The following is a 23,534-nucleotide window of genomic DNA, read 5'->3' as shown; positions in this document are numbered from 1 at the left end:
GATGGCGATGGACTACCCGAATCCGCTGCACTGGGATCAGGAGTTCGCGCGGCAATCCCGCTACGGCGGACTGATCGCGCCGCAGTCGATCGCGGTGGCGCTGGACTACGGGCACGGGGCGCAGCCGGCCTGCGTCGGGCACATCCCCGGCAGTCACCTGATCTTCGGCGGCGAGGAGTGGTGGTTCTACGGCACCCCGGTCCGACCGGGCGACACGCTGTTGCAGGAGCGGCGCTTCCACGACTACAAGGTCGTGCAGACCAAGTTCGCCGGGCCGACCATGTTCTCCCGCGGCGACACCACGCACCGCAACCAGCACGGCGCGCTCGTGGCACGCGAACGATCCACCGCCATCCGGTACCTCGCGGCGGAAGCGAACAAGCGCGGCATGTACGACAACCAGCTCGGCGAGATCCGGACCTGGACCGACGAGGAGCTCCGCGAGATCGAGCAGATGCGCCACGAATGGCTGCTGTCGAACCGGCTGGGCGTGTCCCCGCACTTCGACGAGGTGAAGGTCGGCGACAAGCTGCCCCGCCGGGTCCTCGGCCCGCACAGCATCGCGACCTTCACCACCGAGTACCGCGCCTTCCTGTTCAACATCTGGGGCACCTTCCACTGGACCGCCCCCGAGGGCCTCGAGGACCCGTGGATCAACCAGGACCCCGGCTGGACCGCGGGTTTCGAGTTCGACGAGGAAGGCGCGCGCATCGATCCGCGCAAACGTGACGGCCTCTACGTCGGCCCCTCGCGCGGTCACATCGACGCGAGCAGGGCCGGTGAGGTCGGCATGGCCCGCGCCTACGGCTACGGCGCCACCATGGGCGCCTGGTGCACCGACTATCTGGCGTTCTGGGCGGGCAACGACGGCATGGTCCGCCACACCAAGGCCGACTTCCGCGGCCCCGCCTTCGAGGGCGACGTCACCTACTTCGACGCCGAGATCATCGGCAAGGACCCGGATTCGTCGTGGGGCGTGCCGCTGGTGCAGGTGCATCTGCGGCTGACCAATCAGGATTCGACGGTGCTGGTGGACTGCACCGCCGAGCTCGAACTGCCGTACTGACGCGGGCAAGGAAGAGGATCGACATGGCCACCGCCACCGAGCACGCCGGGGAGCCGGCGATCGCCTCGGGACCACCGCTCGCGGAGGAACCCGGACTGGGCGCGCTCACCCTGCCCGGTTTCCTGCGCGAGGTGACCGACACCTTCGGCGACCGCACCGCACTGCTCGCCCACGAGGACTCCGGTGCGGTCTCCTGGACCTACCGCGACCTCTGGGAGCGCTCACTCGAGGTGGCACGCGCGCTGCGGGCCGCCGGAGTGGGCAAGGACGCGCGCGTCGGAGTGCTGATGACGAACCGGCCGGAGTGGCTGTCGGCGGTGTTCGGCACCGCACTGGCCGGCGGCGTCGCCGTCACGCTCAGCACATTCTCCACTCGCGCGGAACTCCACGATCTGCTCACGATCTCGGGCGTTTCGGTGCTGCTGTTCGAACGTCACGTGGCGCGCACGGATTTCGCCGAAGCGCTGCTCGAACTCGAGCCCGCGATCGCAACGACCGCCCCCGGTGCGCTACGGTCCACGACCTACCCCTTCCTGCGCCGGATCGCGGTGGTCGGCGAGCCGCTCCCGGTTGGCGCCATCGAGAGCTGGCGCGCCTTCCTCGCCGGTGGCGCCGACGAACCGGCCGCCGGTATCGAGGCGAGCGCGGCGGCGGTGCGCCCCAGCGACACCGCCGTGCTGTTCTTCTCCTCCGGAACCACCAGCAAGCCGAAGGGCATTCGCAGCGCGCACCGGGGTGTGACCGTGCAGATGTGGCGCTTCCGCCGGATGTTCGGCTTCGGCCCCGAGGACGCCGTGCGCTGCTGGACCGCCAACGGCTTCTTCTGGTCCGGCAACTTCGGCCAGGCGCTCGGCGCCACTCTCGCCGCGGGTGGCACCCTCATCCTGCAACGCACCTTCGACGCCGAGGAAGCCGTCGCCCTCCTGGAATCCGAGCGGGTCACCTTCCCGGTCGCCTGGCCGCACCAGTGGGCCCAGCTCGCCGACGCCCCGAACTGGGCCGGTGCCGACCTGAGCGCCTTACGTTTCGTCGACGTCGACACCCCGGCGGCCACCCACCCGACGGTCGAGACCACCTGGACACAGCCCGGCCGCGCCTACGGCAACACCGAGACCTTCACCATCTCCACCTGCTACCCCGCCTGCACCCCCGAGGAAGTCCACGCGGGTAGCAGCGGAATCCCCCTGCCCGGCAATACGATCAAGATCGCCGACCCGCTCACCGGAACCGTGCTGACCCGCGGCGAGCCGGGCGAGATCTGTGTCAAGGGCCCGACCCTCATGCTCGGCTACGAGGGCATTCCCCTCGACGAGACACTGGACGCCGACGGCTACTTCCCCACCGGCGACAGCGGCCACCTCGACGAGACCGGCCGCCTGTACTGGAAAGGCCGCCTCACCGACCTCATCAAAACCGGCGGCGCCAACGTCTCCCCCCTCGAGGTCGACGAAGAACTCGCTCGCCACCCCGGCGTGAAGGTCGGCCGCACCGTCGGCGTCCCCCACGACACCCTGGGCGAATCCGTCGTCGCCTGCGTCATCCCGCACTCCGGCGCCGACCTCGACCCGGACACCGTACGCGCCTTCCTCCGCGAGCGATTGGCCGCCTACAAAGTCCCCCGCCACGTCCTGTTCTTCACCGAAGACGACCTGGCGCTCACCGGCAGCGCCAAGATCAAATCCGCCGACCTCCGCCGACTCGCCACCGAACGCCTGAACACCCCCTGACAGCCCCACAGCAACCGGCACGGTCACCGGCCAGGTCGGGCCCGACAACGAGGTCGGAGCCGGGCTCGGTATCGGGGGCCGTCGCGCGCGAGGGGTTCCGCGCGCGGACAACGAGGTTCGCGATCGGGACCCCTCGCGCTACGGTGCGGATGCGCTCGAACGCTCGTCGCGGTCCCGCGCCGCGCGGCGTGTCGCAACGACCGATCCGTGCGAACGCGAACAGGCTTCGGAGTCGTCGCGGTCCTGCGGTGCGGCACGCGTAGTGCGGTACTCGATTTCGGTGTGGGACAGTCCCGATCCCGCGTACACACTCGAGCGGAGCAGTTACCGTCCCGGTGCGGAGGGCCCCTGGCGGTAGTGGGCCGCGATGAACTTGCGGTGCGCGGCGGGCAGACCGAACAAGGTCCGGTTCAGCGTCGCGCGCTTGAGATGGGTGTGCAGGCCGCTCTCCCAGGTGTAGCCGAATCCGCCGTGCAATTGCAGTCCCTTGCCGGCGATATCGACCGCCGCGGCGGTGGTGAATGCCTTGGCCCTGGCCACAGCCAGTTCGGCCGCGGCCAGCGCGGACGCCGGATCCCGGGCGGCCGGCCACCGGTCCGCGGCTCCCTCGGAGTCGGTTTCCGGCGAAGCGGCTTTCGCGGCCCGACTGGCGGGCGCGTCGCCGGTGGCGGACTCGGTGAGAGCGGCGGTCGCCGCTTCGGCCGACCTGGCGTCCACGAGGGCGCGAACGGCCGCGGCGACCAACTGCCTGGCGACGGTCACCTGCACCAGCATGTTCGCGCAGGCGTGCTGCACCGCCTGGAAGGATCCGACGGGTCGGCCGAATTGTTCCCGAACGCGCACGTATTCGACGGTCGCGTCCAGTACCGCGGCGCTCGTGCCCAGCGCGTCGCAGGTCACGGCGAGGGCGGCTCGGGCGCGGAGGGTGCGCAGCAGGCGTGCCCCGGAGGTGCGCGGCTGCCATACCGCCCGTACCGGGACATCGGTGGCGACGACTCGGCCCATCGAGCGCGTGGCATCCACCAGCGGGACCGGTTCGACCGCCAGGCCGGCTGCCCCGGGGTCGAGTACGGTCAACACGATGCGCCCGTTCACCTCTCGGGCGGGAACGAGCAGGAGATCGGCCTCGGGGGCGTCCACTACGAAGCCCGCGCTGCCGTCCAGCACCGGACCGGCCGGGCGGGCAGTGAGCCGGAAACCGGGATCGGACAGCCGCAACGACGGATCGGCCGCATTCGACCAGGCCACTCGATCGGCGTCGAGCACCACGATCGGAACCGTCGTCCCAGCCACCGCATCGCGGAACAAACTGTCGCGCAATGATTCCCGATGCACCGCCGAAAGGGCGGGCATCGTGGTAGCGAGTACCGATGGCAACGCTGTCCGTGCGGCGGCACGCCCCACCTCGTCCAGTACGACCGCCGTTTCGGCGATCGTGGCCGCAGTGCCGCCGAATTCCTCCGGTGCTTCGAGCCCCGGCCATCCGACGCCGCTGATCGACGACCACGACACCGTCCCGTCGCCGGACTTGCCGATCAGTTCCCGTGCGACGGCGCGCAATTCATCGTGTAGCTCGCCGAAGTCGTCCTCGGCCGGTTTGCCGGTCACGGCTCACTCACCACCATTCCGGTCATTTCCGATCCGCACACGGCCACACCCCGGGTCGCAAGGAACTGCCCAGCCGGTCATCCCCGAGCCGCTCACGGCCGCACCACCGGTTCCCGTGGCAGGCCCAGTCCGCGTTCGGCGATGATGGTGCGCTGGATCTCGCTGGTGCCGCCGGGAATCGTCCACTCCCATGACCCGATGAAGTCGAGCACCCATGCCCCGGATTCCCAGCCGCCGGAGCGAGCTTTGGACAGGACGGTGTGCGCGGCCGGGCCGGCGAGTTCGGCGCCGAAGTCGGTCGTGCGTTGCAGTAGTTCGCTGTAGTACAGCTTCACTATCGAGGCGTCGGCGGGGCCCACCGTGCCCGCCTCGTGGCGTTCGACCAAGTCGCGGCAGAGCGCTCGCAGGCCCGTGATCTCGATGTCGAGCCCAGCGAGCCGGTCGGCGACCACCGGGTCGTCGAGGGCACACCCGGCCGAACCCCGCCGGGAGGCGAGTTCGACCAGCCAGCGGAAGCCGGCGTTGCCGAGACGTTCGGCGAGTTCGAGCATGGTGAGGCCGCGTTCGGCGCCGAGGGTCTGCTGAGCCACCTGCCAGCCCGCGTTCGGGGCGCCGATCAGATTCGCGGCGGGGATACGCACCTCGTCGAGGAAGAGTTCGCAGAAGTGGGATTCGCCGGTGGCCTGGCGGATCGGCCTGACCTCGAGCCCGGGGCTGCGCATATCGAGCAGGAAGTAGGAGATGCCGCGCCGGGGCGGGGCATTCGGGTCGGTGCGAGCGAGCAGCAGGCACCAGTCGGCGTAGTGCGCGCCGCTGACCCACACCTTCTGGCCGGTGACCACCCAGTGGTCACCGTCGCGGCAGGCGGCGGTGCGCAACGAGGCCAGGTCCGAGCCCGCGCCGGGTTCGGAGAAGCCTTGCGCCCAGATCTCGCCGTCGAGGATGGCGGGCAGATGCCTGCGGCGCTGGTCCTCGGTCCCCGCGGCGAGCAAGGTGGCGGCCGCGTGATGGACGCCGACGAAGGCCAGGACGAGGCGTGGCGCGTCGTGGGCGGCGAGTTCCTGGTAGAGGACGATCTGCCGGTCGATCGGCATCCCGCCGCCCCATTCGGCGGGCCAGTGCGGCACCGCGAAACCGGCCGCGCGCAGGCGCTGGAACCAGTCCTGCTGGAAACGAACGAATTCGGCGTCGGAAGCTCCGGTCTGGGTGGCGCGCCAGTCGGCGGGGATGTTCTCGCGACACCAGTGGCGCACCTGCTCGCGGAAATCGTCCGGTTCCCCGACGACGCGGCGGGCGGTCATGCCGCCACCGGGATCGGGGCGGGCGACATCGGCGCCGTCACGAGCGCCGCCGCAGCGCAAGCAGGCGGTCACGATGCTCGTCGGTGCGCATCGACACCACTTCGGCGGCGAATCCGGCTTGCATCGGCCCCGCCAGGGCTTGCGAAAGATACATGTTCACCACACGTTTCGTGCCGCGCAGCGCCTCGGAGGGCTGCGCGGCGAGCCGGTGCGCGAGCGCACTCGCTTCGATCAGCAATTCTTCCGCGGCGACCACCCGGCTGGCCAGCCCCACCTGCACGGCGGTGGCGGCGTCGATCCGGTCACCGGTGTAGAGGAATTCACGGGTCCGCAGAATCGGGGTGAGCAGCGGCCAGAACGCGGCGCCGCCGTCTCCGGCGACCAGCCCGACCGCCACGTGTGGGTCGGCCAGGTACGCGCGTTCGGACATGAGCACGATGTCGCACAGCACCGCGATGCTCGCGCCCAGCCCCATCGCGGCGCCGTTGACCGCCGCGATCACGGGCAGCGGGAAACGCAGGATCTCCTCGATGATCTGTGCGCCTTCCCGGATGCTCTCGTCGCGCGCCACCGGATCGTCCAGGAACGAGGTGATCCAGTCCAGGTCGCCGCCCGCGCTGAAGGCCCGGCCCGCACCGGTCAGGATCACCACTTTCGCGTCACGGTCGGCCGCCAGGTGTCGCCACACCTCGGCCAGGGCACGGTGCAGATCGGCGTTCACGGCGTTGAGTTCGGCGGGGCGGTCGATGAGCACCGTGCGGACCGGGCCGTCGGCGGTGACGGTCAGCCCCGGCGGCGGATCGTATTCCGGCTTCTTCATCGCTCCCCCGGTTCCGAGAACAGACCCGTCAGACCGCGCGTACCGATCCGGCGGGCCAGCCACTCCTCGGTGCCGCCGCTTCCGGCCGGGAGCCGGCGCAGCGGCAGACTGTGCCGGGACAACCACGACAGCGGGCTCTCGTCGCAGAACCCGAGCGCGCCGTGCAGTTGGTGGGCCACACGGAACACGATGTCGGCCGCTTCCAGCGCCGCCAGCCGCAGCGCCAGCGCGTCGGCCACGGCGTCGGACCTGCCGGACTGGATACTCCAGATCGCGTAACGTGCCAGCATTTCCACGCCTTTGCGCTCCACTTCGGCGTCGGTCAATTGGAACTGCACCGCCTGGAACTCGGCCAGCGGCTTGCCGAACTGCTCACGCACCAGCACATGATCCTTGGCGAGTTCCACCGCGCGATCGAGCATGCCGAGCAGCGTCCAACACTGGAGCGTGAGCACGAGCGCGAGGTCGGCATCGGCCGCTCGGTCCCCGGCAGCGCCGATCCCTCCGCCGTAGCCGGTCCGCGGGTACCCGTTGCCGCCGGCGCCGTCCGCGCCACCGTCGTTGTCGTCGCTCCACGCGAAATCGAATCCGACCGACTTGCCCGCTCCGCCGGTCCGTCCGCTCGGGATCGAGTGACGCGGGCCGTTCGGATGCCCGTCGAGATCGCCGAACTCCTCGAACTCGACGGGCAGGGCGAACGCCCCGGTCCGGCCGGACGCGAGCACCTCTCCGCGAGCCGAATCCCGCACGCGCACCAGCCCACGCCCACCGTTCGGCGTCACCGCGACGAACCGCAGATCGAGTCCGGCCAGCGCCGCGGCGGGTTCCGGTCCGGATACCACGATCAGCCCGTCCGCCCCGGAACCGGCGAGCACGGCCCCGGCCGGGTCCGCGGGCCGGGCCAATCGCTCGGCCACCGGGTAGGGCGTCGCCCAGTACCCGCAGGCCCGGCACAGCGCGGCCGCCGCCTCCAGTTCGAGCGGATCGCGGCGCGGCGCCAGCTCCCACGCACCGATCCGGTTCAGCACCGGTGACACCAGGTCGTGACGGCAGTACGGATCCAGTTCTGCCGCCCGCACGAGCTCGTCGCCCCCCGCGGCGCCGAGCGCGCGTCGCGCATGCACGCCGAATTCCGCTGCCTCCTGAGCGAGTTCGATCCGCATGACGTCCGGAGCAGCGGTCCCGGATCCGGCAGACGAATCACCCCCGGTGGGCACGGCCGCGGTACTCATGCCGCCTCCCCTGCTCGCCGTATGCCGCCGAGCAGTGCCCGCGCCAGCAGGATCTGCTGCATCTCGATGCTGCCGGACGCCACGGTCGCCGCGTTGGCATAGCGCCAGTGGTCCTCGACCGCACGGCGGAACACCCGCTGGCGCGCGTCGTCGGCGGCCACCTGACCGGCGAGTTCGGTGAGCAGGCTCGCACTCTCCTGATCCAGCCGCGTCACCGCGATCCGATAGGCGGCGACATCACCGGGGGCGACCCGACCGGCGCGCTGAGCCGCCAGTACCTGATAGGCGAGCAGCCTCGCCCGGCGCGCACGGGTCAGCATCCGCGCCCAGCGGCCGTGCAGGGCAGCGGGCAGCCTCGCCCACCGCTCCCCGAGCATGTCCGGCGCGGCCCGCAGCAACCGCTCGCAGCGGGCGTAGCGCGCGATGCCGACCCGCTCGAACGCCAGCACCTCCTGCACCACCGACCAGCCGTCACCGACGGTGCCGAGCACATCGGCTTCGGTGACACGCACCCCGTCGAAGAACACCTCGTTGAGGTGATGGGGCCCGAGCATGGAGCGGATCGGGCGCACCACGATGCCGGGCGCGGACATGGGGAGCAGAAAGACGGTGAGCCCCTGCTGTTTGCGGCCTTCGCTGGAGGTGCGGGCGAGCAGGAAACACCACTGCGCCATGGTGGCGTAGGAGGTCCAGATCTTCTGGCCGGTGATGCTCCACCCGTCCCCGTCGCGGCGCGCGGCGGTGCGCAGCGAGGCCAGGTCGGAGCCGGAATCCGGTTCACTGAAACCCTGACACCAGATCACTTCGCCGCGCGCGATCGGCGGCAGGTGCACCCGCTGCTGCTCGGCGGTGCCGTGGCGCATGATCGTCGGGCCGACCCAGTTCACGCCCATGTACTGCGCACCGCGCGGCTCGTGGTGGGCCCACATCTCCTCGCGGACCACGGTCTGTTCCCATATCGAGGAGCCGCGCCCGCCGAACTGCGGCGGCCACGCCGCGCACAACAGGCCGCGTTCGGCCAGGATCGCGCAGAAGTGCTGCGCCACAGCCAGGTCCGACGGATCGTCGGTGAAGGCGCCGAGGAAGTCCGCGGGGACTTCCGCCGAGATCAGCCGCCGTAATTCCCCGCGTAACTCCGCGGCAGCATCGCCCATCGTGAAGTCCATAGGGCGCACATTACTTCAATCCTCACAAGGATAACAATGTTTGTACGGTCATCGGCCGGTGACTAGACTGCCGCCATGACCGAGAGGCGGCGCGTGTGAGGATCAACGACAGGCGGCAGGCGTGACGAGCGCCCGCCGCGGCCGGGTGCCGCAGCGCCGCATCGCCGAAACCGTGGCCGCCGAACTGCGCGCCCGCATCCTGGCCGGCGACGACACCTACCGGCTGCCCACCCAGGACCAGCTCGTCCAGGACTTCGGGGTGAGCTACCCCTCGATCCGGGAAGCCCTGCGCATCCTCGAGACCGAAGGCCTGGTGACCGTGCGCCGCGGCAATGTCGGTGGCGCCGAAGTGCATCGGCCCGACGAATCCTCCGCGGCCTACCACCTCGGCCTGGCGCTGCAGGGAGCGCGGGTGACGCTCGGCGATCTCGCCGCCGGCCTGCGCATGCTCGAGCCGATGTGCGCGGCCGAGTGCGCACGTCGTGAGGACCGCACCGACACCGTGGTCCCCGCTCTCGTCGAGAGCATCGACCGCTCGGCGGAGCTGCTCGACGACGGCGTCGCCTTCACCCACGCCGCCCGCGAATTCCACGACCTGATCGTCTCTTTCACGCCGAACCAGACCGTGCGCTACGTGGTGAGCACCCTGGTCGCCCTGTGGTCGAGCCAGGAGGAGGCCTGGGCAGAGGCGCTCACCCGGCGCGGGGAGTACCCGTCGCGCGCGGAGGCAGGCGAGGCCGTGCGCACCCATCGGCGGATCGCCCGCGAGATCGAGGCGGGCAAGGCCGAGGAGGCCGAGCGCCTGTATCGCGTCCACCTGGCCGCGACCCAGCAGCTCGTGCTCGAGCGCTTCGACGACGGTGTGGTCAACGCCGCGTCCGGGGGTGCACGCCTGTCGATCCAGAACCCCTCGCGCACCCGCTTCTGATTCACCTTCGAGTCACCCACTTCCGCGCGGCACCGAGATTTCACCCCCTGCCGCGCGAGGCGCTTCGGCGAGCCGAACCCGCCCGACCCAGGCGTCGCCTTCCGGCCGTCGCGCCCCCCTGACACCTGCCGGAGCGGATCAGGACTACGCACGCTCGTCTTACGGTAATGTCATTCTCCAAATCGAAATGCGCCTTACCGCAGCCGGTACCTGACGGAGCGACAGGCCGGACGATGGCACGCGTCCATATCGCGCCCGATCCGCCGACATCGTTGCGGCGCAACACCTTCCACTCCCGATGTCGTCGGCGGCGATGCCCCGCACAGCGGCCGCGCTGCCAAATTTCCCAAGTATTGCAATCCTTGTCAGGATTGACGTAGCGTGACCGGCGACACACTCTGCCGATCGCATTGGGAGGCCCGCCGTGACCGGAGGGGCGCGCTACTTCAGCACCGCATCCATCACCCTCGCCGAGGGAGTGAGCGTCCAGCGGCTCACACCGCCGAGCCGGCTGTTCGGAGCCAACGGCCTGCGCACGGGCCCGGACAACCGCATCTACGTGGCCCAGGTCGCGGGCAGTCAGATCAGCGCGCTCGATGTCACCACCGGCGAGCTCGAGACCATCAGCGCCAAGGGCGGCGACATCGTCGCGCCCGACGACATCGCCTTCGACCCGGCGGGCAATCTCATCGCCACCGAGTACATGGACGCGCGAGTCAGCGTGCGCGGCACCGACGGCCGCAGCCGGGTGCTGCGCGACGACCTGCCCGGCGCCAACGGCATCACCGTGCACAACGGCAGGCTCTTCGTGAACGAGTGCCGGATCGGCGGACGCCTGATGGAACTGCCGCTCGACGGCAGCGCGCCGAAGGTGTTGCAGGACAACCTGCCCATGCCCAACGCCATGGAGGTCGGCCCGGACGGGCTCCTCTACTACCCGGTCATGGGCACCAACGACATCTGGCGCATCGACCCCGACGGCGGCACCCCCGAACGGGTCGCCGGTGATCTCGGCGTGCCGGATTCGGTGAAGTTCGACGCGGACGGTTTCATCGTCTCGACCCAGGTGGGCACCGGCCAGGTGCTGCGCATCGACCCGCGCAGTGGCGAGCGGCAGATACTGGCCCAACTCGATCCCGGCCTGGACAACTGCACCTTCGTCGACGGCAGGCTCTTCGTCTCCAGCTTCGACGGCGCGATCACCGAAGTCCTCGGCGGTGGCGAGACCAAGGCGGTGCTGGAAGGCGGCCTGATGTGGCCGCTGGACCTGACCGTCGGCCCCGACGGCACGCTCTACGTCGCGGACGGCACCTTCTTCTACGCGCTGCGCGAGGGCGAACTGCGGGTGCTGGCCTCGTTGTTCAGTCCGAACACTCCGGGTTACGTACGCGGCGTCACCGCGGTCGGAGCCGACGAGTTCCTGGTCGCGACCTCCGACGGCACTATCGCCTACTACCGGCACGGTGAAGAGCCCGAAACCGAGATCGTGGCACAGGGTTTCGACCAGCTCTACGGGATCGCCGCCGACGCGGACCGCTCGATCGTCGCGGTCGAACTCGGGCCGGGCCGGGTGCTGTCGATCCGGGGCGGGCAGACCGAGGTGCTGGCATCCGGCCTGCACGATCCGACCGGCGTCGCGTTCGGCCCGGACGGGCGGATCCTGGTCTCCGAAACAGGAGCCGGCCGCATCGTCTCCGTGGGTGCCGGCGGGGTGGACACCGTGGTGGACGGGTTGGAGAGGCCGCACGGAATCCTGGTGCGCGGCAACCAATTGCTCATCGTGGACTCCGGGCTGAAGTCGCTCATCGCCGTCGACCTGGTCACCAAGGCCCGCCGGACGCTGGCCGCCGAGCTCCCGGTCGGGGTGCCGGAGGGTGTGGTCGCCAAACCACTGCGCGGCACCCCGCCGTTCTCCGGCCCGATGGGGCCCTTCGCCGGCATCGCCGCCGGACCCGACGGCACCGTGTACGTCTCCGCCGACGCCGAGGGCAGCGTCCTCGCGGTCCGGATCGAGGGGTGATCGGCGATGAGCGACCATGCTTCCGGCATCCCGGGCATCCCGGAGATCGGTCTCGCGGGCCGCGTGGTGATCGTGGCAGGCGCGGGCGGCGGCGGAATCGGCACCGCGATCACCCGGCTCGCCGCGCGAGCGGGCGCCACGGTCGTCGCGGTGAGCCGATCGAAGGAGAATCTCGCCACCCACGTCGAGCCGTTTGCCGCGCAGGGTCTTCCGGTGATCCCGCTCGCGGCCGACGCGAGTACCGACGAGGGCATCGCGACGATCCTGGAACAGGCGAACAACGCCCCCGGCGATCTCTACGGCCTGGTCAATGTCGCGGGCGGAGCAGCACCGGCGAGCTGGATGCGGGCCACCCGGGTCACCCGTGCGGACTGGCGGGAGCTGTTCGCCCGCAACCTCGAGACGATGTTCTTCCTCAGCCAGGCGGTGGCGGCCGACCTGCAACAAGCCGGCCGACCCGGTTCGATCGTGTCGCTGTCGTCGATCAGCGGCATGAACACCGCTCCGTTCCACATCGCCTACGGCACGGCCAAAGCCGCGATCGTCGCGGCGACCCGCAGCCTGGCCGTCGAACTCGCCCCGGCGGGCATCAGGGTCAACGCGGTCGCCCCTGGAGTCACCGAGACCCCGGCGTCGGGCGCCTATGTCGACGCCGACCCCGAGCGCGACCGCACCGCCATCGCCATGGGCAGGCGCGGACGTCCGGAGGAGCAGGCGGGCCCGATCCTGTTCCTGCTCTCGGACCTGGCGAGCTATGTGACCGGCCAGACCCTGCTGGTCGACGGCGGACTGAACCTCAAGTGGAGCCATCTGGCCGCTGACAACACCTCGCTGTTCCTCAAGGACGAGAACTTCCGCGCCGCCATCACCGCCTGAACCACTGTTTCCGGGAGAGAGCCAGTCATGACCGAGACCGCCGATCACAGCACCGAGACCGCACCGCTGTCGACGCCGAAACAGATCGGCGTCGAGGCCTACATCAGTCCCGAATACGCCCGTGCCGAGGCCGAGAAGTTGTGGTCGAAGGTGTGGCAGCAGGTCGGCCGGGTCGAGGAGATCCCCCGGGTCGGCGACTTCCTCACCTACGAGATCATGGACGAGTCGATCATCGTGGCGCGCACCGCCGAGCACACGCTGCGCGCCTACTACAACGTCTGCGCCCATCGCGGCCGCAGGCTGGTCGACATCGCGCCCGGCGCGCACGACGCGCGCGGCAGCCGCAAGCAATTCGTGTGCGGGTTCCACGGCTGGCGCTACGACATCGAGGGCAACAACACCTTCGTGCCCGAACGCGAGGACTGGAACTGCAAGCTCACCGAGCGCGACGGGCTCACCCGGGTGCGCGTCGACACCTGGGGCGGCTGGATCTGGATCAACCTCGACCCCGAGGCCGAACCGCTGCGTAGCTATCTGGAACCGGCCGCCACCCTGCTCGAGCACTTCGAGCTGGAGAAGATGCGTTACCGGTGGCGGCGCTGGGTGGAGTTCGACTGCAACTGGAAGGTCGCCTTCGAGGCATTCATGGAGACCTACCACGTGCCCTACACGCATCCGGAATTCGCCAATTTCGGCAGTTTCCTGGGCTGGGCACGGGCACAGGGCAAGCACAGCAATATCGGCTACGACGCACCCAAGGGCATGGAGGAGAACCAGGCCAAGTTGCGCGTCGGCGGCGGTGCGGACGCGCGCATCTCCACCGCGACCCTGCAGAACTTCACCTGGGAGAACGCCAACACCAACACCACCCGCACATTGGTCGACGTCGCCAACCGCCTGGTCGACGAGCTGCCCGAGGGCACGCCGAGCGATCAGGTGCTGCGCTACTGGCTCGACACCGCGCGCGCCGAGGATCAGGCGCGCGGGGTGGAGTGGCCGAAGGTGGATCCGGCGATCGTCGCCGAGAGCGGAACCGCCTGGCAGATCTTCCCGAATTTCCAGATCGGCCACGCCGTGAACAACATGCTCTGCTACCGATTCCGGCCGCTGGGCGCCGATCCGGGCAAGTGCATCTTCGAGGCCGCCGTGTTCGAGCTGTTCCCCGAAGGCCAGGAACCCGAAACCGAATGGATCCACACCCCGGTAGGTGACCCCGGCTGGCGCACCGTGCTGCCGCAGGACTTCGACAATATGGCCGCCGTCCAGCAGGGCATGAGGTCACGCGGCTTCTCCGGCGCCAAGCCCAATCCGTATCGGGAGCGCAGCGTGGTCAACCTGCATCACAACCTCGCGCGCTACATGGGCACCGGTGAGCCCACCGATCTCCCCTGAACTGCGAGACTTTCGAGCAAGGACCAACCGATGAGCGACTGTGCACCCACACAGACCCCCGAGATCGATCTGCCCGCCCTGCGCGCCAGATACCTCGCCGAACGCGATATCCGTCTGCGCGCGGAGGGCCAGGGCCAATACCTGGCGACCGACGACGGGTTCACCTCGTTCTACGAGGGCGATCCGTATACGACGGTGGTGCCGCGCGACCCGATCACCGACGAGATCGAGGTGGCCGTCCTCGGCGGCGGCTGGGCCGGACTGATCACCGGGGCCAGGCTCGAGGAGGCGGGCGTCACCGACTTCCGGATCATCGAACTGGCCGGCGATTTCGGCGGCGCCTGGTACTGGAACCGCTACCCCGGCATCCAGTGCGACACCGACAGCTACGCCTACCTGCCGTTGCTCGAGGAAACCGGCTACCTGCCGAAGGAGAAATATGCCCGCGGCGACGAATGCTTCGAGCACGCCCAGCGCATCGGCAAGCACTACAACCTCTACGAGCGCGCCATCTTCTCCACCCTGGTCGACGCACTGATCTGGGACGAGGACAGCGAACGCTGGCGGATCGGCACCAATCGCGGCGACGACATCCGCGCCCGGTTCGTCGTCCTGGCCCAGGGCCCGTTCAACAAGCCCAAGCTGCCCGGCATCCCCGGCATCACCGAGTTCCGGGGCCATACCTTCCACAGCGCGCGCTGGGACTACGAGTACACCGGCGGCAGCATGAAGGGCGGGCTGGACGGACTGGCGGGCAAGAAGGTCGCGGTGATCGGCACCGGCGCCAGCGGCGTCCAGATCATCCCGCACATCGCGCGATCGGCCGAGCACCTCTACGTCTTCCAGCGCACACCGTCCTATGTCTACGAGCGCGGCGACGTGCCCACCGATCCCGAATGGGCCGCCACTCTGCAGCCCGGCTGGACGCGGGAGCGCAAGCGCAACTTCCACACCGCCGCGTTCGAAGCCTTCGCGCCCGGTCAGGAGGACCTCATCTGCGACGGCTGGACCGAGGTCAGCCGCAACCTGGAGGCGCATCTGAGCGCCACCGGCGGCTGGGCGACGCTCACGCCGGAGAAGTTCATGGAACTGCGCGAGATCGAGGACTACAAGGCGATGGAGCGCGTGCGGCAGCGCGTCGACGCGATCGTCGAGGATCCCGCGACCGCCGCCGCCCTCAAGCCCTGGTACCGGTTCCTGTGCAAGCGGCCGTGTTTCAACGACGACTACCTGCCGACCTTCAATCGCGACAACGTGACCCTGGTCGACGTCTCGAAAACAAAGGGCGTGGAGCGCATCACCGCCGAGGGCATCATCGCCGACGGCGTGCAGCACGAGGTCGATTGCATCATCTTCGCCAGCGGCTTCGAGATCACCACCGATCTGGACCGCCGCCTGGGCATCGCACCGTTCGCCGGCCGCGACGGGCGCTCGCTCTACGACCACTGGGCCGAGGGCTACCGCACCCTGCACGGCATGACCACCCACGGTTTTCCGAACGTGTTCTTCACCGGGTTCCTGCAGGGCGGCGTCACGGCGAGCACCACCGACATGTTCGACCAGCAGGCCCGCCACATCGCCTACGTCCTCGCCCGCGCGGCCGAGCAGGGCGCCGACGTGGTCGAGCCCACCGCCGAAGCCGTCGAACAGTGGTGCGCCACCGTGCGCGAGTCGGCCGTCGACAACACCGCCTTCCAGCGCGAGTGCACCCCCGGCTACTACAACAACGAGGGCGAGCAGCGGATCCGCTCGCACCTGGGCGACCCGTACTGGCCCGGCTTCTACGCTTTCGAGGACTTGTTGCAGGCCTGGCGCGAGACCGGTGAGCTGCCGGGGCTGGAGCTGCGCTCATGAGCGGCCGGGAACCGCTGGAGGCCGGGAAATGAACGACGAAAGCCGCTCCCGGACATTACGTTTCGATGGACGCGTCGCGGTCGTCACCGGGGGCGGCCGTGGTCTGGGTCGGGCCTACGCCCTGCTGCTGGCCGAGCGCGGCGCCTCGGTCGTGGTCAACGATCTCGGCAGCAGCATTCGCGGCGACATCGTGGAGGGCAGCCCGGCCGAGGACGTGGTCGCCGAGATCGAGGCCGCCGGCGGCAGGGCGGTCGCGTCGACCGATTCCGTGGCCACCGCCGAGGGCGGGGAGGCGATCGTCCGGACCGCCCTCGACCGCTTCGGCCGACTCGACGTCCTCGTCCACAACGCGGGCAACGTCCGCTACGGCTCCCTGCGCGAGATGACCTACCAGGACTTCGACGCGGTGCTCGACGTGCACCTGCGCGGCGCCTTCCACGTGACGCGCCCTGCCTTCCCGGTCATGGCCGACGCCGGTTACGGACGGGTGGTGCTCACCTCCTCGATCGGCGGCCTCTACGGCAACAAGGGCGTCGCCAACTACGCCGCCGCCAAAGCCGGAGTGATCGGGCTGTCGAACGTGGTGGCTCTCGAAGGCGCCGAGTACGGCGTCCGCAGCAATGTCATCGTGCCCGCGGCCGTGACCCGGCTGGCCGACGGGCTGGACACCTCGGCCTATCCCCCGATGGGCCCCGAGCTGACGGCGCCCGCCGTCGGCTGGCTCGCCCACGAATCCTGTTCGCTGTCCGGCGAAGTGCTGGTAGCGGTCGCCGGACGGGTGGCGCGGGCCTACATCGCCGAGACGCCGGGGGTGTATCAGCCCTCATGGACGGTCGAGCAGGTCGGCGAACGCATCGACGAGATCCGGGACACCGCGCGGTCCTGGATCCTGCCCACCGCGACCGGTCACGTCGATCACCTCAGGAAGAGTTTCGCGCTAGCCACGGAGGCGGCCCAGCATGTCGGTTAAGGTCTACGAACGCATTCTGCAACTCCTCGAAGCCGAGGGGATCGACACGATCTTCGGCATCCCCGATCCGAATTTCGTGCACATGTTCCATCTGGCCGAGGAACGCGGCTGGAATGTCGTCGCACCCCACCACGAGGAATCGGCCGGCTTCATGGCCGAGGCGGTGTCCCGGATGACCGGGCGCGCGGCGGTCTGCATCGGCACTCTCGGCCCCGGCGTCGCCAATCTCGCCGGCGCCATGATGTGCGCGAAGGTCGAGAACTCGCCGGTGATCTTCCTCGGTGGTCAGCGTGCCCGCATCACCGAGCAGCGGGTCCGCCGCGGCCGCATCCAATTCGTGAAGCAGGCCGAGCTCTTCGAACCGTCCGTGAAGTACAGCGCCAGCATCGAATACGCCGACCAGACCGACGAGATCATTCGCGAAGGCGTGCGTAAGGCGTTGACCGGCACCCCCGGCCCGGTCTACATCGAGTACCCCTCGCACGTCATCCTCGAAGACCTCGACGTACCCGACCCGCTGCCGCCCGAGCGCTACCGGCTCGTCGGCCAGACCGCGGGCGCCGACAAGATCGCCGAGGCCGTCGAGCTCATCCGTGCCGCGAAACAGCCCGTGCTGCTGGCCGGGCACGGTGTACACACCACCCGCTCGGGTGCGGCGGTACGGGCGCTGGCCGAGGCGATGGCCTGCCCGGTCATCCAGACCTCCGGCGGCACTTCCTATATCGAGGGCCTCGAGGACCGCACCTTCCCCTATGGCTTCTCCCCCTCCGCTGTCGAAGCCGTCGTGGCCTCGGACCTGTGCCTGGCCATCGGCACCGAGCTCGGCGAGCCGGTGCACTACGGGCGCGGCAGGCACTGGATCGCCAACGAGGCGAACCGGAAATGGATTCTCGTCGAACAGGATCCGGCCGCGATCGGGGTCAACCGCCCCATCGACGTCCCGCTCGTCGGCGATCTGCGTGCCGTGGTGCCCCAGCTGGCCGAAGCGCTGAAGGACACTCCGCGCACAGCGACAGCGGAGCTCGCGCGATGGATCGAACAGGACGCGGCCCGGCTGGCCGAACTCGCCGAGAGCGCACCGTCCGGGCGCTCCCCCGTGCATCCGGCCCGGCTCATCGTGGAGGCCACGAAAGTCTTCCCCTCCGACGGCATCATGGTCCGCGACGGCGGCGCCACCACCATCTTCGGCTGGACCTACTCGCAGGCCAAGCCGCACGACGTGATCTGGAACCAGAACTTCGGCCACCTGGGCACCGGTCTGCCCTATGCCGTGGGCGCTTCCGTGGCCGAGGGCCGCAAGCGCCCGGTCATGCTGATCACCGGCGACTCGTCGTTCCAATTCCAGATCGCGGAACTCGAGACAGCGGCTCGGCTGAACCTGCCCCTGGTCTGCGTGGTCGCCGTAGACTACGCCTGGGGCTTGGAAGTCGGTGTGTACAAACGCACTTTCGGCCAAGGCTCGCGTGAGACCGGCACGCACTGGAGTACCGAGACCCGCCTCGACAGAGTCGCCGAGGGATTCGGGTGCTACGGCGAGTACGTCGAGCGCGACGAGGACATCGCACCTGCCATCAAACGCGCCTACGCCAGCGGAAAGGTCGGCGTCATCCACGTGGCCGTCGACCCGAAGGCCAATTCCGAGGAGATGCCGTCCTACGACGAGTTCCGCACCTGGTACGCCGAAGGGACACAGTAACAATGCCACCGAACAGCAAGCCCACCCTCTCCACCTTCTACATCGGCGGCAAATGGATCGACCCCGCCACCGCCGCGACCTTCGAGGTGGTGAACCCCGCGACCGAAGAGACCTACGGCACGGTCGCCGCGGGCTCGGCCGCCGATATCGATCGCGCTGTCGCCGCGGCCCGCACCGCGTTCCCCAGCTGGTCGGCGAGCTCGGTGGCCGACCGGTCGGCCGTGTTGCGCGCCATCGGCGAGGAATACGAACGTCGCCGCGGTGATCTCGCCGCCGCGCTGACCGCCGAGATGGGCGCACCCGCCGCGCTGGCGGGTGGGCTCCAGCTCGACCTCGGCGCCGGGCACCTCGCCACCGCCCTCGGCATCCTCGAGACCTTCCCCTTCGAGGAACAGCGCGGCGCGACGCTGGTGGTCAAGGAGCCGATCGGTGTCTGCGGCCTGATCACCCCGTGGAACTGGCCGCTCAACCAGATCGCGGTGAAGGTCTTCCCCGCGCTGGCGACCGGCTGCACGGTGGTCCTCAAGCCCTCCGAGCAGACCCCGTTCTCGGCGCACATCTTCGCCGAGATCCTCGATGCCGCGGGCGTTCCCGCGGGCGTGTTCAATCTGGTGCACGGCGACGGCCCCGGCGCGGGCGCCCCGCTCTCGGCCCATCCCGATGTGGACCTGATCTCGTTCACCGGCTCCACCCGCGCCGGCATCGAGATCGCCCGTGCCGCCGCACCGAGCGTGAAGCGCGTCGCCCAGGAACTCGGCGGCAAGAGCCCCAATATCGTCCTCGACGACGATGAACTGGTCGCCAATGTGGGCATCGCCGTCGCAGGCATGATGAACAACTCCGGCCAGACCTGCAGCGCCCTGTCCCGGTTGCTGGTCCCCCGCGCTCGCTTGGACGAGGTCGTCGAAGCCGCCCGCGCCGCGGCGGACGCGATCACCGTCGGCGACCCCACGGGCGAGGTGGCCGTGGGCCCGGTGGTCTCGAAGAACCAGTTCGACAAGATCCAGGCGCTGATCCAGCGCGGCATCGACGAAGGCGCCACCCTGGTCACCGGCGGTAGCGGCCGCCCGGAAGGGCTCGACCGCGGCTACTTCGTCAAGCCGACCGTGTTCGCGGACGTCACCAACGACATGACCATCGCCCGCGAGGAGATCTTCGGTCCGGTCCTGTCGATCATCGCCTACGACGATCTCGACCACGCCGTCGAGATCGCCAACGACACCGAATACGGCCTCGCGGCCAATATCGCGGGCGCGGACCCGGAACTGGCTCGCTCACTCGCCCGGCGCATCCGGGCGGGCTGGGTCGCCATCAACAACGCCTTCGACTTCCAGTGCCCGTTCGGCGGTTATCGCAAGAGCGGAAACGGCAGGGAATGGGGCGAATTCGGCTTCCACGACTACCTGGAGATCAAGGGCATCCTCGGTTACGCGCCGGAGTGAGCGCGCCTCGCGCGTCGACAGCGCGGACCGGTGGGACTCAGCCGTCCCACCGGTGTCGATCATCGTCGCGCCGTCGATTGGCCTGCACCGAGCCCGCCGGTCGCTACCACAGGCGCACGCGCCCGTGGCCGATGCCGAGGTCAGCCGTTCGGCAGGATGACGGCGCGACCCTCGATGGTTCCGGCGTGCAGGCGCTCGTAGGCATGGGGTGCGTCGTCCAGCGAGAACGTTTCGACGTGCACCTCGAGCGCACCCGCTCGAGCCAGGTCGAGCACTTCGCGCAATTCCACGCGGCTGCCCCAGTACGGCGAGGTGACGGTGACCTCGTACGGCGGTGACCCGAAGGTCACCGGGACCGCGCCGCCGCCGATGCCCACAATCGTCAGATCGCCCTCCATCGCGACACAGGCCGCGGCCGTGGCGGTGGTCGGCGGGGCGCCGACGAAGTCGAGCACCACGGTCGCGCCCCGCCCCGCGGTGAGTTCCTTCACCTTCTCGGCGGCGCTCTCGTCCGAGACCACCGTCTCGTGCGCGCCGACCGAACGCGCGAGTTCGAGCTTGTCGCGGCTGGTGTCCACGGCGATCACCCGCGCGGGACTGAGCGCGCGGAGAATCTGAATGCCCACGTGACCGAGCCCGCCCGCGCCGATCACCACCGCACTCGAGCCGGGCACCAGCTTCGGCAACGACCGTTTGATCGCGTGATACGGGGTGAGTCCCGCGTCGGTGAGCGGCGCCGCGCGAACCGGGTCGAGACCGTGCAGCGGCTCGAGGTGACGAGCGTCGTCCACGATCATGTACTCGGCGATCGCGCCGGGTGCCCCCAGTCCCGGCGGGAAGATGCCCAATTCCATCGTGCGCAGGCAGTAGTTCTCCCGCCCGCCCGCACAGGGCGGACAGGAACCGCATCCCCACGGCCCGTAGACCGCGACCTCGTCACCCACCGAGAACCCGGTGACGCCATCACCCAGCGCCGCAACGGTTCCCACGCCTTCGTGGCCGAGGGTGAGCGGGAGCGGGAACGGCAGTTCGGCCGCCGACCAGGACATCACCGCGATGTCGGAATGACAGACACCCGCCGCGGTCACTTTCAGGAGCACCTGGCCCGGACCCGGTTCAGGATCCGGCACGGACACCACCTCGGGTGCCGCTCCGACCGTCCGATACTGCAGAGCCCTCATCGCACACCTCCGGGTCGTGAACTCACGGTCGCCGGCCGCCCAAGTCGGGTTCGGCCGCACTCCGCGCAGCGGGTTCTTCCCACACTTACCCGCGCGATGCCGGCGGCAACACCGGTCGCGCGAACGATCTTCGCGGATCCGAGCCCGGCGGATCAGGTGAAATGTTTGCGCAGGACTTCCGCATGTGTCGGACGGGCCGCCGCGAGCCGTTCGCGACCCTCGGGAGTGAGCTGGAGGAAGTTGGCGCGGCGGTCGAAATCGCAGGCCGCGCGCTCCACCAGTCCGCCCTTCTCGAGCCTGGTCACGGTGCGGGAGAGCGCGCTCTGACTCAGGTACATCTCGGCCTCGATGTCCTTCATCTTGACCTTTTCGGAACACTCGCCGCCGCAGCGGCCGGCCAGGATCTGCAGCAGCTCGAATTCGCTGAGTCCGAGCTGGTGGCGCGCCTGGAGCACGTTCTCCAGCTCGGATGAGGTGCCGTGGTAGAGCCGGAGCGTTTCGGACCACTTCGCGCAGACATCTTTGTCGGAGTCGTGGTACATGACCCGAGGTTAGCATGTCAAGGCATTTTATGCTCGCGCATTACATGCCATCGCATTACATGCGTTGACATTCGATGCACATGCATCTAAGTTCGATCGGGTGACCACGACAACGGCACCCGAGAACCTGTCCGTCTCAACCCTTTCCGAACCGATCCCGGCCGAACCGGCCGTCGCCGAGCCGACCGCGGACGGTTGGGGGCCCAAGCTGTGGGCCATCCTGTTCGTCGCCGGGCTGGCGATGTTCCTCGACGCCCTCGACGTCTCCATGGTCGGCGTCGCGCTCCCGTCCATCGGCCACGATCTGGGCCTGGACACCTCCGCACTGCAGTGGGTCGTCAACGGCTACATCCTCGGCTACGGGGGACTGCTGCTGCTGGGCGGACGAGCCGCCGACCTGCTCGGCCGCAGGCAGGTCTTCCTCACCGCACTGGTGGTGTTCGGCATCGCCTCGCTCGTCGGCGGCCTCGTCGACAACGGCACGCTGCTGATCGCCACCCGGATCGTGAAGGGCATCGCCGCCGCCTTCACCGCCCCCGCCGCGCTCTCGATCGTCACCACGACGTTCAAGGAAGGCCCCGATCGCAACCGCGCCCTGTCGATCTTCACCATCTTCGGCGCCACCGGTTACGCCTCCGGCCTCATCGTCTCCGGCCTGCTCACCGGCATCGACTGGCGGCTGACCTTCTACATGCCGGTCGCCGTCGTCGCGATCGTTCTGGTCACGGCCTACTTCGTGGTGCCGCGCGCCGGCGAGAAGGAGGAGGGCGGTATCGATTTCACCGGCGCCGTCCTGCTGACCGGCGGCATGCTGTCGGCGGTCTACACGATCGTCACCGCGCCGGAGACCGGCTTCACCGCCACCGTCATCGCGACCACCGTCCTCGCGGTCGGCCTGCTCGGCACCTTCTTCGTCGTGGAGAACCGCGTCGGCCACCCGCTGGTGCGGCTGAGCATCTTCAAGGTCCGGTCGATCGTGCGGGCGAACCTGGCCGCCCTGGCCATCTTCGGCTCCTACCTGAGCTTCCAGACGATCGTCTCCCTGTACCTGCAGAACACGCTGGAATGGGAGCCGCTGCAGATGGCTCTGGCGATGGCCCCGGCAGGCATCATCGTCGCCATCCTCTCGCCGATCGCGGGCAAACTCATCGACCGCTTCGGCACCGCGCCGATGATCATCGCGGCCCTCACCTCGTTCGTCGCCGGCTACCTCTGGTTCCTCACCCGCGGCGGCAACCCGGACCCGAACTACCTCCTCGACTATCTCCCGGCGTTCCTGCTGCTCGGCCTCGGCTTCGCACTCGGGTTCTCCTCGGTGATGGTCCAGGCGACCGAAGGCATCGCCGACCACGAACAGGGCTTGGCCTCCGGCCTCGTGCAGACCTCGCTCCAGATCGGCGGCGCGGTGGTGCTCGCGGTCACCACCGGCCTGATCAGCGGCGCCGCGACCGACAGCATCGCCGGGTACCGGCCGGGGCTGTATCTGGTGACGGCGGTGGCGGCGGTCGGGCTGCTCGCCTGCGCCTCGGCTCTGCTCACCCGTAAGCAGGCGGTCGCCGAACTCGCCTGAGCCGCTCGCAATCCACCGCATGGAGATGGGGTCGCCGGAATCGGCGGCCCCATCGGGCCGTCCGCGCATGACCGCCGGAAGACAGCGCCGGAACTCCGCCCCGCGGCAGGCCCGCGGCACGGCCGATCAGAATTCGGCGTCCT

General features: G+C 69.4%; 18 protein-coding genes. 11 read left to right on the top strand and 7 right to left on the bottom strand.

Annotated elements, in window-relative coordinates:
* Both ON26_RS27885 and ON26_RS27880 read left to right on the top strand, forming a co-directional pair.
* Window positions 1-1,066 (top strand): MaoC family dehydratase (locus tag ON26_RS27885; RefSeq protein ID WP_040800750.1); only part of this gene is annotated, 1,066 nt, incomplete at its 5' end.
* Between the two features lie 23 nt (window positions 1,067-1,089).
* Entirely contained in the window at window positions 1,090-2,793 is a 1,704-nt protein-coding gene (locus ON26_RS27880; protein WP_040800748.1) for a class I adenylate-forming enzyme family protein, read from the top strand.
* A 324-nt stretch (window positions 2,794-3,117) separates the two neighbouring features.
* Here ON26_RS27880 and ON26_RS27875 read toward each other — a convergent pair whose 3' ends face one another.
* From ON26_RS27875 to ON26_RS27855, 5 genes are all read right to left on the bottom strand, one after another.
* A complete protein-coding gene (locus ON26_RS27875) occupies window positions 3,118-4,401 on the bottom strand; it encodes an acyl-CoA dehydrogenase family protein (protein WP_040800746.1) in 1,284 nt (427 codons plus the stop codon).
* Between the two features lie 92 nt (window positions 4,402-4,493).
* Window positions 4,494-5,702, bottom strand: coding sequence for an acyl-CoA dehydrogenase family protein (locus tag ON26_RS27870; protein WP_040800754.1), 1,209 nt, complete (start codon window positions 5,700-5,702; stop codon window positions 4,494-4,496).
* A 37-nt stretch (window positions 5,703-5,739) separates the two neighbouring features.
* Window positions 5,740-6,522, bottom strand: coding sequence for an enoyl-CoA hydratase/isomerase family protein (locus tag ON26_RS27865; protein WP_040800744.1), 783 nt, complete (start codon window positions 6,520-6,522; stop codon window positions 5,740-5,742).
* On the bottom strand, window positions 6,519-7,754 hold the full coding sequence (locus ON26_RS34800; RefSeq protein ID WP_245546095.1) for an acyl-CoA dehydrogenase family protein: 1,236 nt from the start codon (window positions 7,752-7,754) through the stop codon (window positions 6,519-6,521). Before ON26_RS34800 ends, ON26_RS27865 begins: the two co-directional genes overlap by 4 nt.
* Window positions 7,751-8,920 carry an acyl-CoA dehydrogenase family protein gene (locus ON26_RS27855; RefSeq protein ID WP_040800740.1) on the bottom strand — a complete coding sequence of 390 codons (1,170 nt, stop codon included), beginning with the start codon at window positions 8,918-8,920 and terminating at the stop codon, window positions 7,751-7,753. Before ON26_RS27855 ends, ON26_RS34800 begins: the two co-directional genes overlap by 4 nt.
* A 121-nt stretch (window positions 8,921-9,041) precedes the next feature.
* Here ON26_RS27855 and ON26_RS27850 point away from each other — a divergent pair, with 121 nt between their 5' ends.
* From ON26_RS27850 to ON26_RS27815, 8 genes are all read left to right on the top strand, one after another.
* Complete coding sequence (locus ON26_RS27850; RefSeq protein WP_040800738.1) at window positions 9,042-9,848, top strand: FadR/GntR family transcriptional regulator; 807 nt, start codon at window positions 9,042-9,044, stop codon at window positions 9,846-9,848.
* Window positions 9,849-10,272: 424 nt separating this feature from the next.
* A complete protein-coding gene (locus tag ON26_RS27845; RefSeq protein WP_040800736.1) occupies window positions 10,273-11,868 on the top strand; it encodes an SMP-30/gluconolactonase/LRE family protein in 1,596 nt (531 codons plus the stop codon).
* A gap of 6 nt (window positions 11,869-11,874) precedes the next feature.
* Entirely contained in the window at window positions 11,875-12,744 is an 870-nt protein-coding gene (locus ON26_RS27840) for an SDR family NAD(P)-dependent oxidoreductase (protein WP_051027745.1), read from the top strand.
* Window positions 12,745-12,771: 27 nt separating this feature from the next.
* Window positions 12,772-14,136 (top strand): aromatic ring-hydroxylating oxygenase subunit alpha, encoded by a 1,365-nt coding sequence (locus ON26_RS27835; RefSeq protein WP_040800734.1) that lies wholly within the window; start codon window positions 12,772-12,774, stop codon window positions 14,134-14,136.
* A gap of 30 nt (window positions 14,137-14,166) precedes the next feature.
* The gene (locus ON26_RS27830) at window positions 14,167-15,990 is read left to right on the top strand and encodes a flavin-containing monooxygenase (protein ID WP_040800732.1); all 1,824 of its coding nucleotides are present in this window, start codon (window positions 14,167-14,169) and stop codon (window positions 15,988-15,990) included.
* A 28-nt stretch (window positions 15,991-16,018) separates the two neighbouring features.
* A complete protein-coding gene (locus ON26_RS27825) occupies window positions 16,019-16,960 on the top strand; it encodes an SDR family NAD(P)-dependent oxidoreductase (RefSeq protein WP_040800730.1) in 942 nt (313 codons plus the stop codon).
* Window positions 16,950-18,656: a thiamine pyrophosphate-binding protein gene (locus ON26_RS27820; protein WP_040800728.1), complete on the top strand. Its 1,707-nt coding sequence runs from the start codon at window positions 16,950-16,952 to the stop codon at window positions 18,654-18,656. The genes ON26_RS27825 and ON26_RS27820 overlap by 11 nt, the downstream gene beginning before the upstream one ends.
* Window positions 18,657-18,658: 2 nt before the next feature.
* Entirely contained in the window at window positions 18,659-20,098 is a 1,440-nt protein-coding gene (locus tag ON26_RS27815) for an aldehyde dehydrogenase family protein (RefSeq protein WP_040800727.1), read from the top strand.
* 140 nt (window positions 20,099-20,238) lie between these two features.
* On the opposite strand, the gene ON26_RS27810 is transcribed toward ON26_RS27815, so the two are convergent.
* Both ON26_RS27810 and ON26_RS27805 read right to left on the bottom strand, forming a co-directional pair.
* Window positions 20,239-21,279 carry an NAD(P)-dependent alcohol dehydrogenase gene (locus ON26_RS27810; RefSeq protein WP_040800725.1) on the bottom strand — a complete coding sequence of 347 codons (1,041 nt, stop codon included), beginning with the start codon at window positions 21,277-21,279 and terminating at the stop codon, window positions 20,239-20,241.
* Window positions 21,280-21,431: 152 nt separating this feature from the next.
* Complete coding sequence (locus ON26_RS27805) at window positions 21,432-21,821, bottom strand: MarR family winged helix-turn-helix transcriptional regulator (protein WP_040800723.1); 390 nt, start codon at window positions 21,819-21,821, stop codon at window positions 21,432-21,434.
* 241 nt (window positions 21,822-22,062) lie between these two features.
* On the opposite strand from ON26_RS27805, the gene ON26_RS27800 reads away from it, so the two are divergent.
* Window positions 22,063-23,391, top strand: a complete 1,329-nt coding sequence (locus ON26_RS27800) for an MFS transporter (RefSeq protein ID WP_174375459.1) — start codon at window positions 22,063-22,065, stop codon at window positions 23,389-23,391.
* Window positions 23,392-23,534 lie beyond the last annotated feature (143 nt).

It is taken from the genome of Nocardia higoensis NBRC 100133, assembly GCF_000308595.1.
GTDB lineage: Bacteria > Actinomycetota > Actinomycetes > Mycobacteriales > Mycobacteriaceae > Nocardia > Nocardia higoensis.
The sequence above is the reverse complement of the archived record's forward strand: the minus strand, read 5'-3'. Positions and strand labels throughout refer to the sequence as shown.

What these genes read in the sequence shown, in the direction of transcription:
- ON26_RS27880 (WP_040800748.1), top strand. Translation starts at nt 1,090, where the DNA reads ATGGCCACCGCCACCGAGCACGCCGGGGAGCCGGCGATCGCCTCGGGA.
- ON26_RS27870 (WP_040800754.1), bottom strand. Translation starts at nt 5,702, where the DNA reads ATGACCGCCCGCCGCGTCGTCGGGGAACCGGACGATTTCCGCGAGCAG.
- ON26_RS27865 (WP_040800744.1), bottom strand. Translation starts at nt 6,522, where the DNA reads ATGAAGAAGCCGGAATACGATCCGCCGCCGGGGCTGACCGTCACCGCC.
- ON26_RS34800 (WP_245546095.1), bottom strand. Translation starts at nt 7,754, where the DNA reads ATGAGTACCGCGGCCGTGCCCACCGGGGGTGATTCGTCTGCCGGATCC.
- ON26_RS27855 (WP_040800740.1), bottom strand. Translation starts at nt 8,920, where the DNA reads ATGGACTTCACGATGGGCGATGCTGCCGCGGAGTTACGCGGGGAATTA.
- ON26_RS27840 (WP_051027745.1), top strand. Translation starts at nt 11,875, where the DNA reads ATGAGCGACCATGCTTCCGGCATCCCGGGCATCCCGGAGATCGGTCTC.
- ON26_RS27835 (WP_040800734.1), top strand. Translation starts at nt 12,772, where the DNA reads ATGACCGAGACCGCCGATCACAGCACCGAGACCGCACCGCTGTCGACG.
- ON26_RS27830 (WP_040800732.1), top strand. Translation starts at nt 14,167, where the DNA reads ATGAGCGACTGTGCACCCACACAGACCCCCGAGATCGATCTGCCCGCC.
- ON26_RS27825 (WP_040800730.1), top strand. Translation starts at nt 16,019, where the DNA reads ATGAACGACGAAAGCCGCTCCCGGACATTACGTTTCGATGGACGCGTC.
- ON26_RS27820 (WP_040800728.1), top strand. Translation starts at nt 16,950, where the DNA reads ATGTCGGTTAAGGTCTACGAACGCATTCTGCAACTCCTCGAAGCCGAG.
- ON26_RS27815 (WP_040800727.1), top strand. Translation starts at nt 18,659, where the DNA reads ATGCCACCGAACAGCAAGCCCACCCTCTCCACCTTCTACATCGGCGGC.
- ON26_RS27810 (WP_040800725.1), bottom strand. Translation starts at nt 21,279, where the DNA reads ATGAGGGCTCTGCAGTATCGGACGGTCGGAGCGGCACCCGAGGTGGTG.
- ON26_RS27805 (WP_040800723.1), bottom strand. Translation starts at nt 21,821, where the DNA reads ATGTACCACGACTCCGACAAAGATGTCTGCGCGAAGTGGTCCGAAACG.
- ON26_RS27800 (WP_174375459.1), top strand. Translation starts at nt 22,063, where the DNA reads ATGTTCCTCGACGCCCTCGACGTCTCCATGGTCGGCGTCGCGCTCCCG.